The 8,809-nt window shown below is 39.9% G+C and carries 6 protein-coding genes; 2 read left to right on the forward strand and 4 right to left on the reverse strand.

What is annotated here, in order from left to right; translation table 11 throughout:
* Positions 1-258: 258 nt before the first annotated feature.
* From ACKLNX_RS08220 to ACKLNX_RS08230, 3 genes are all read right to left on the reverse strand, one after another.
* Positions 259-1,215 carry a hypothetical protein gene (locus ACKLNX_RS08220; protein ID WP_412971966.1) on the reverse strand — a complete coding sequence of 319 codons (957 nt, stop codon included), beginning with the start codon at positions 1,213-1,215 and terminating at the stop codon, positions 259-261.
* Between the two features lie 17 nt (positions 1,216-1,232).
* A complete protein-coding gene (gene cysG, locus ACKLNX_RS08225) occupies positions 1,233-2,636 on the reverse strand; it encodes a siroheme synthase CysG (protein WP_411693309.1) in 1,404 nt (467 codons plus the stop codon).
* A gap of 297 nt (positions 2,637-2,933) precedes the next feature.
* Complete coding sequence (locus tag ACKLNX_RS08230) at positions 2,934-4,679, reverse strand: DEAD/DEAH box helicase (protein ID WP_412971967.1); 1,746 nt, start codon at positions 4,677-4,679, stop codon at positions 2,934-2,936.
* A gap of 205 nt (positions 4,680-4,884) precedes the next feature.
* Here ACKLNX_RS08230 and prsT point away from each other — a divergent pair, with 205 nt between their 5' ends.
* Both prsT and ACKLNX_RS08240 read left to right on the forward strand, forming a co-directional pair.
* Entirely contained in the window at positions 4,885-7,722 is a 2,838-nt protein-coding gene (prsT, locus tag ACKLNX_RS08235; RefSeq protein WP_412971968.1) for an XrtA/PEP-CTERM system TPR-repeat protein PrsT, read from the forward strand.
* 65 nt (positions 7,723-7,787) lie between these two features.
* The gene (locus tag ACKLNX_RS08240) at positions 7,788-8,585 is read left to right on the forward strand and encodes an ion transporter (RefSeq protein ID WP_412971969.1); all 798 of its coding nucleotides are present in this window, start codon (positions 7,788-7,790) and stop codon (positions 8,583-8,585) included.
* Between the two features lie 114 nt (positions 8,586-8,699).
* Here the strand turns inward: ACKLNX_RS08240 and ACKLNX_RS08245 are convergent.
* The coding region (locus tag ACKLNX_RS08245; RefSeq protein WP_412970873.1) for an IS3 family transposase at positions 8,700-8,809 on the reverse strand (110 nt) is incomplete at its 5' end.

Consider the following 8,809-nt stretch of genomic DNA (forward strand, 5'->3'; position numbering starts at 1 on the left):
ATCTGACGACCAAACGCACATTCTGCCACGAACAATAGATGCAATCGGATAGATCTGCAACTCTCCTTTATCTTATCACCACTTTTATCTGTAAAGTTGGGAATAAGGACACACCTATTTAAGGTTTATAAACGGATAGGTTATTTGTTTCTATTTACTGCATGCTAATTATCACCGAAAAAAGGTGTGTCTTTGTTTAAGGAATGTTGAATGTTGGTGGCACCGCAAATAGGTGTGTCTTTATTAACGGTCTTGGAGTTAGAACATTTCCGTTGTGAATTGACGGTTGCGCACATACATCATGCTTGAGGGGGCTATTTCTCCAAGTGGTAGTTGCGCTGCTCCAGTAGGTTCCGCGAGTATGTAAGTCACACCATCTTGTTCAATCGCAATATCATTCTTTTCCGCTTTCATGCTTATACCAACCAATGCGTGTTGAGGTAGGAAAATCATTTTTACGGAGATGTTTGGGTTGTAGGCTTTCAAGAGCGCAAGAAACAAAGTTGATTTGCTGTCGCAGTCTCCCTTGTTGTTGAGTATAAGTTGTTTGGGGGCGGCGAAGCCTGAACCATTTGAAGAAATGCGGTTCTCAAGTGTGTCGTATGGAATCGTTTGTAACCAATCCAAAGTAAAATTAATAAACTCTCTGCTGTTATTGGGCTTATTCAATTGTTTTTTGATGGATTCTACAACACTCTCAAGATTGTCGCTGCTTTCAATCGCGTAGCGGCGATGATCTTGCTTGATGGCCATTTGACCATATTCATTTTGAAAGGGTGTGTAGTAGTTTTTAGCTAAATATTCTGTTTCTGCTTGAGTATGTTTGCTACTCAGAGTTTCTGTAATTTCGTTTATTTTTGTTTCAGAGCTTCCTGACACTTCCATATTTAATGAGCTACCAGAACGTTTAATGTTAATTCTTGCAACTTTTGGATCAATGGTTTGGGCATATTCAAGCAAAGTTCTATGAATGTGGTTTTGCGCTAACATTGGATTGTAAGCTGGGGCCGAATTAGGTAAAGCTTCTATATCTGATTGTAAAAGAGTGAATTTTAATTGCCGAGGACCATCAAGGCTCAACCATTGATAATTGAGTTCAACTCCTGCATTTGTGTTGAGTTTATAAAAGTGTTTTTGTTGAGCATAACTTGCAGACGATATTAGTGCTCCGCTAATTATAATAAGGCTAACGATTACTTTTAACAGGTTGTGCATGAAATAACCCCAAATTTTTATTGGTGCACATTTCCTTGTGAAAACCAGTTAAGTGAAGAGTGTAAATTAACGACTGTACCTACAATAATCAATGTTGGCGGTTTTAACAACGCCGTATTAGGATTATCGACAATATCCTCAAGAGTGCCAGTTACAACTTTTTGATCTTCTCGGGTGGCAGATTGTACTAGTGCGATGGGCATTTCTTTGGGCATGCCATGTTCGATAAGCTTTTCACAGATTATCGGTAAGCCCGTTAGGCCCATATAGAAAACAAGGGTGTGATTCTGTTGCACCAAAGCTGGCCAATTCAAGTTAATGGTGTTGTCTCGTAAATGGCCAGTCGTAAAAGTGACTGACTGTGCGTGGTCTCTATGAGTTAGCGGAATGCCAGCATAGCTTGCTGCACCAGTTGCTGCAGTGATCCCAGGGACAACTTGAAAGTCAACACCATGCTCTACTAATGTTTCTATTTCTTCACCACCTCGCCCGAAGATAAACGGGTCGCCGCCCTTTAACCTGACAACCCTATTGCCATCTAAAGCTTTTCTCGCCAGTAACTCATTAATGTCTTCTTGAGGGATCGTGTGATTACTTTTTTCTTTACCTACATAAATTTTTTCTGCATCTCTACGCACTAACTCCAATATATCTGGGCTCACTAAACGATCATAAACGACGATATCTGCTTTTTGCATAAGTCTTAACGCTCTGAAGGTGAGTAAATCAGGATCACCTGGCCCTGCACCGACTAAATAAACTTGACCGGTTGGCTTATCACCATTCCTATAAGCGATAAGTGCCTTATCAAATTTTGCTTCAGCTTGCTTACTGTTACCTTGCAGAATGGATTCACCAATATCACCATCTAACACTTCTTCCCAAAAGTAGCGTCTGTCTGTAACTGAGCCAAGTGCGTCTTTGACGGTACTACGAAACTTCTCAGAAAAATTACCGAGTAATTTTACTTTATTAGGAATTACACTTTCTAATTTTTGACGCAAGTAGCGCAACAAAACCGGAGCGACTCCTCCGCTACTCATTGCAATGATGATAGGCGAGCGATCAACTATTGATGGGGTAATAAATTTACATAGTGGTGTGTTATCAACAACGTTAACGAGCAAGTGCTTTGCATGTGCGATGTCATGTATGTGTTTGTTTATCAGTTCATCGTCAGTGGCAACGAAAATCATTTGCTTACCATCGATGTCTTGATCTTCAAACTTTCGTTCAATAAATGTGATTTGCTCTGATTCTTCAACTAATCGTTTGACACTTTCACATATCCAGGGGGCAACGATAGTGATTTTTGCTGGGGTTTTTAAAAGTAGTTCGCATTTTCGAGCTGCTACTTCGCCTGCTCCCACGAGTAAGCAATGAATGTGTTCAGCATCGACGAATATTGGGAAATACTTCATTTGAATTGCACTTTAAAAATAAACTATGTTGATTATGACTTTATTGCTTATTCTTATAAAGCAATATTTTTACAGGTGATATTACGTTTTGGAATAATATGTGCGGTGTTTTTGAGTTTGGTTGCGATGACTATTTTGTTAACGCTATATGATTTTCATTGGAAATAGGTGTGTCTTTATTTAGGCAACTTTATTCGGGAGTTAAAGAATAAGAGTTAAATAAGGTGTGTCTTTGTTTTGAATTGCGGGCATAAAAAAAGCCACATAAAGTGGCTTTAAAATTTTTGGTAAAGAATATTATTTTTTACGCTTTGGTGGAGTGTCCGACCACTCGCGTAAATTTAATCTTTGACCAGCAACGCGTGTTTTCATTAGCGTTTCTTTAGTTTCATTTGGCATGCCTTTTGGCAAATCAACAGTTGTGAAGTTGTCATAGATTTCAATTGCACCTATGTTCTTGCTGCTAATGTTTGCTTCATTGGCGATTGCGCCAACGATATTACCTGGCTTAGCGCCGTGCGAATGACCAACTTCAATTCTGAAACGTTGCATACCTTCATCAGGAGTGCTGTTGCCTCTTGGTTGACGCGGTTTTCTATCATTGCGGTCATTCCTGCCACGCTCATTGCGTTCATTGCGTCCTTGTCTTCTGCCGTTATCGCGATCACCACGATCATTGCGGTCATTAAACGTTGGTTTGCTATGCAAATCAGGACGATCAGACTCTTTAAGCAATAATGGTTCATCGCCTTGCGCAACTTTAGCTAGTGCTGCCATGATGACATCTGGAGAAGCTTCCGTTTCTTCCATAATAGACTCAACAATCGGAATATATGACTCAATTGATTCATCTTTCATCGCTTCGACAATGCTTTGCTTGAAGCGAACCAAACGTGATTCATTCAATTGTGAAATTGAAGGAATATCCATGTTTTCTATACGTTGCTTCGTTGCTTTCTCAATCGCGAACAACAAACGTTTTTCACGGTGAGAGATGAACAAGATTGCATCACCTGTTCTACCGGCACGGCCTGTTCTGCCAATACGGTGAACATATGATTCAGTATCGTATGGGATATCAAAGTTAATGACGTGACTAACGCGTTCAACATCAAGACCACGAGCAACAACGTCCGTTGCTACAAGAATATCGATATCACCACGCTTTAATTTCTCTACTGTTCTTTCACGTGCATTCTGAGGAATGTCACCGTTTAAAGGCTCTACGTCATATCCGCGAGCAGTTAATTTGTCAGCTAATTCAACCGTTGCCGTCTTGGTGCGAACAAAGATAATCATGCCGTCGAATTCTTCAACTTCCATGATACGCGTCAAAGCTTCTAACTTATGATGCCCAGCTACTTGGCAGTATCGTTGCTTAATCATGCTAGCACTAGAAACGGTTGATTCAATTTTGACGTGTTGTGGATCTTTCAAATAACGTTTGGTTATTTTCTTGATCGCGTCAGGCATTGTTGCACTGAATAACGCCGTTTGACGTTCTGCAGGTGCATGACTTAGTATCAACTCAACGTCGTCGATGAAACCCATTCTTAGCATTTCATCAGCTTCATCAAGCACTAAGAATCTTAACTTGTCTAATTTCAGTGTTTTACGTTTGATATGGTCGATAATTCGACCCGGTGTACCAACAACCACTTGAACGCCACGCTTTAGCTGGCGAATTTGGTTATCATAAGATTGACCACCGTATACTGGTAGAACTCGAATCTTTTTAGAAAAACTGGCATAAACCTGAAACGCTTCAGCGACTTGGATAGCAAGTTCGCGTGTCGGAGCTAGTACTAACAGTTGTGTAAAGTTTTCGTCTGGATCAATGTTTGCTAACATTGGTAGCGCAAATGCGGCTGTTTTACCAGTACCTGTTTGAGCTTGGCCCAAAAGGTCGTGACCATCGAGTAAAAGTGGAATACTCTTGGCTTGTATTGGAGATGGCTTTTCATAGCCTACTTTCTCTAACGCTTGTAATAATTGCGTTGGAAGATTTAAATCTTTAAATGTAACATCGACAGTGTCGGTCATCGGGTATCCTGATAGACTGAATGGGGGCATTGCAGAGAGGGTGCGAGAGCCTTCGTAAAAATCGGATTATATAAGAATTAGCGATAACTTACCATCATTACTATCGCTTAGTTTGTAACCAACTGAGTTAGTTAGTAATTAATTGAAATATGAATATTTTTTGTATTTCAATAGTAAGTCAAAATACAAGGGAATAGGAATTAAAGTGAATAGTAGAATGAAAAATACCAACCAAAATCGTCAGCAAATAAATAGTACACATAGTACTTTTTTCTCAAATAAAACAAAAATAAAGAAGCTATCGATTGCGGCGCTTTTATTATCATCGCTAATTGGATTGAGTGCATGCAGCCAAAAAACCAGTGAAGAGCACATTGCTGCTGCTAAAGAATTTGTTGTCAATGGTGATCAACAAGCAGCGATTGTCGAGCTGAAAAATGCGATTCAACTAGACCCCAAACAAGCTGAAGCTCGTTTTGAACTGGGTAATTTATACTTAGAACAGAAAAAATATCAAGCCGCAGAGAAAGAACTTAACAGAGCAATGGAGTTAGGTTATTCCGCTTCAAAAACGATTCCATTACTAGCTCGAGCATATCAGCGCACTGGAGCAAATGCAGCGCTAGAAGAAATAGATCATGACATGGCTGAACTAACTTCAGTAGAAAAAGCTGAAATTGGCTACTTCAAAGCACAATCACTTATTCAACTTGATAAAAATGCGGAAGCGTCATTGCTTATCGAAGAGCTACAAAAGCTCGACACTAACTCAGTATACAAAGGTCTTGTTGGCGTGCTCAAAACTGTGTTAGCGGAAGAAAATGAAAAGGCACTTACAGAAGCGATTGCGTTGCAGAATCAGGCACCACTGAATAAAGATGTACTGAGTATTACAGCAAGACTTTATTTATTGAATCAACAACCAAGCGAAGCTGCCGATGTGTATGCGAAATATGTCAAAGCAGCGCCTGAGGATATTGAGACAAGGTTCGCGCTGGCTAATATGTTGGTTGAGCAAGGCAGAACTGAAGAAGCTGAAGTTCATGTTGATCATTTGTTGAAAATCAATGAGCAGAACCCTTTACTGAACCAGTTGAAAGGGGTTATACGAGCAGCTGATAAAGACTTTGCAAACGCTCAAAAATACTCTGAAATATCTGTTAGCAATGGGCGAGCTGATCCTGTTGTAAGATTAGTGGCAGGTTACAGTGCCTTCCAACAGGGGGATTTCGCTGCGGCAGTTACGCATTTATCAACGATCGCTGGATCATTGCCAGACAATCATCCAGGTTTAAGAATCCTAGCCGCAAGCCAATTGCAAACTGGCATGACAACAGAAGCGTCAGAAGTGCTAAAGCGATTAGATAGTCTGACAGCTGCTGATGCAAGCCTGTTCTCATCTGCTGGATATGAGTTATTACAATCTGGAGAAGCAAAAAAAGCACAAGCCGTTGTTGAAAGAGTCGAAAATATTAGTGAAACCGCGGATGATTTAACTCGTTTAGGCGTATTAAAATTAAGCCTTAATAACATTGATGGGGTTCTTGACTTAGAAAATGCGGTTGCTAAATCGCCGGAATCAATAACGGCTAAAACCACATTGGCAACTGCCTACCTAGCCACGAATCAACTCGACAAAGCGTTAGCTCTCTCAGAAGAGTGGAAGAGAGAAGCTAGTAATGATCCTCAGGGCTTCTTGCTCGCGGGCGAAGTTGCATTAAGAAAGAACGATTTGGCGAAAGCTGAAGCCGAGTTTTTAAGCGCATCTGCGGTTGCTCCAAACAATAACAAAGTTCAAATGGCACTTGTGGGTCTTGATATTCGAAATGAGGATTTAGACTCTGCGCTAGTTAAGCTCGATAGAATTATATCTAGCACTCCCGATTACTTGTCTGCATTAACGGCGTATTTTGCAATTAAACAGAAACAAGGGAAAACAGATGAAGGGCTTACACCAGTCTTAGCAGCTTTGAAAAATGCGCCTGATAACGCGAATTTAGCCGTGTTGACTGCAAGAATGCATGCAAGTGAGTTAAATTACGATAAGGCTTTAGATCTACTTAATAAAATTCCAGCTGATAAAAGTGCACCAAATGCATTCTGGCCAAGTAAAGGCTTGGCCTTACTTCAATCTGGTTTAATTAAAGAAGCTGAAGAACACTATGAAAGTTGGATTAATTTGTCACCAAACAACATTGAGGCGGCCTTAGGACAATTACTGCTCTTAGATAGTCAAAATAAATACTCAGACGGCTTAGCACTAACTAAACGGTTTTTAGAGGCTAGGGATGACATTCAAATTCAAGTACTGCAAAGTTACTTCTATGTTATGTCGGGTGATGTTGCGAATGCTAAGAAAGTGATCGCTGGGCTCAATGATAATGTGCAAAAGCTACCATTTGTTCGTGGCGTGATGGCGCGGATCAAACTTCGTGAGCGCAATCCGGCTGCTGCAGTAGCTGATGCTGAAGTTGCTTTTGAAGCTAACCAAAACTCTAAGAACTTACAGGTACTTGTAATGGCTTATGATTTATCTGGTCAAAATGATAAGTCTTACGAATTATTGAAAACATACTCAGCAGATAATAGCAAAGACTTGAGTGCCCTGATGCTGCTTGCAGAGAAAGAAATAGGTAAAGACAGAGCAACTGCCATTACAAAGTATCAAGAAGCGCTTAGTCTTAATAAAGACAATTTCGTGGTGCTGAACAATCTCGCTTACTTATTGATGGAAGAAAATAAGTTGAACGAAGCATTTACTTTTGCAAAACGAGCGTTTGATTTAAAACCCAACAATGCCGCAACGGTAGACACATATGCCCAGATTCTTATTCGTCAGAATAAAAATAAAGAAGCATTAGACGCCTATAATCGAGTAATGAATGATGAAGTCAAAAATGAAGAAATATACTTGAACTACATTGAGACTTTATTATTGAACGATAGCAAAATGATTGCGAAACGCAGAATTGAATCATTTGAATTCACGCTACCGAAGTCAACAGAAAGACTCGCTCAACTAAAGGCGAAATACGGCCTTTAAATAATCTTATCAGGCACTACATTCGGTAGTGCCTTTTCAACTACTAATAAGTGGCTTTCACTCTTATGTTCGAATCCATGCGTAAATCCCTGTTTGACTTGAAACAAAATCGTTTTTTTGAGTTTTTTGTTATCACCGTTATTATCGTCTCTGCTCTAGAAATCGGTGCCAAAACCTATGATTTGTCACCTACATCGCTATTGATCACAAAATACCTCGATGTTTTTATAACGATGTTTTTCTTGTTTGAGATAATGGTTAGGTTCTTCTCTGAAGAGAAGAAAAAGGACTTTTTTAAGTCGGGTTGGAATGTATTTGACACTATCGTCGTCGTCATCTCTTTAATCCCAATCAACGAGTCTGAAATGGCGTTACTTGCAAGACTGGTGCGGATTTTCAGAGTGTTACGGATGATATCGATTATTCCAGAGCTAAGGATACTCATCAATTCATTGCTGCAGGCTTTGCCGAGATTAGGATATGTTGTTTTGCTCATGTTCATCATCTTCTATATTTACGCGGCGATTGGCAGTTTCTTATTCCATGATATTAATCCAGTCTTGTGGGGGAATATTGCTATTTCAATGCTGACCCTGTTCAGAGTTATGACTTTCGAAGATTGGACAGACATCCAGTATGAGACAATGGAGGTCTATCCGATGAGTTGGCTGTTCTACATGACCTTTATATTCTTCACTGCTTTTGCCTTTTTGAATATGGTCATCGGGATTGTTGTAGGGGTGATGGATGAGGAAATGCACAAGGAAAGATTAAAATCAGAACCTTCGATGAATGAACTTCAAGATCAACTTCAAGAACTTAAGGGGCAGATTCAAATCTTGATTGATCGTGATAAGAAATGAGCGACTAGGCTCAGTGTTGATTAAACATTTGTCTCGAAACTCAAAGGCAAAAAATCAAACGTAAAAAAAAGCGACCGTCTATTTTGAAGTGACCCCATTAAGTTGGACTCATTTCTAAGCGGCGACCAAGGCCTGATTTCGATATTGTGTCGGACTCAGGCCTTTTAGTTTTAGCTTAATGCGTTCGTTGTTGTAATAATCAATGTATTGTTTGATGTTTTCAA

This window comes from Glaciecola sp. MF2-115 (assembly GCF_047250385.1).
In the GTDB taxonomy this organism is placed as follows: domain Bacteria; phylum Pseudomonadota; class Gammaproteobacteria; order Enterobacterales; family Alteromonadaceae; genus Glaciecola.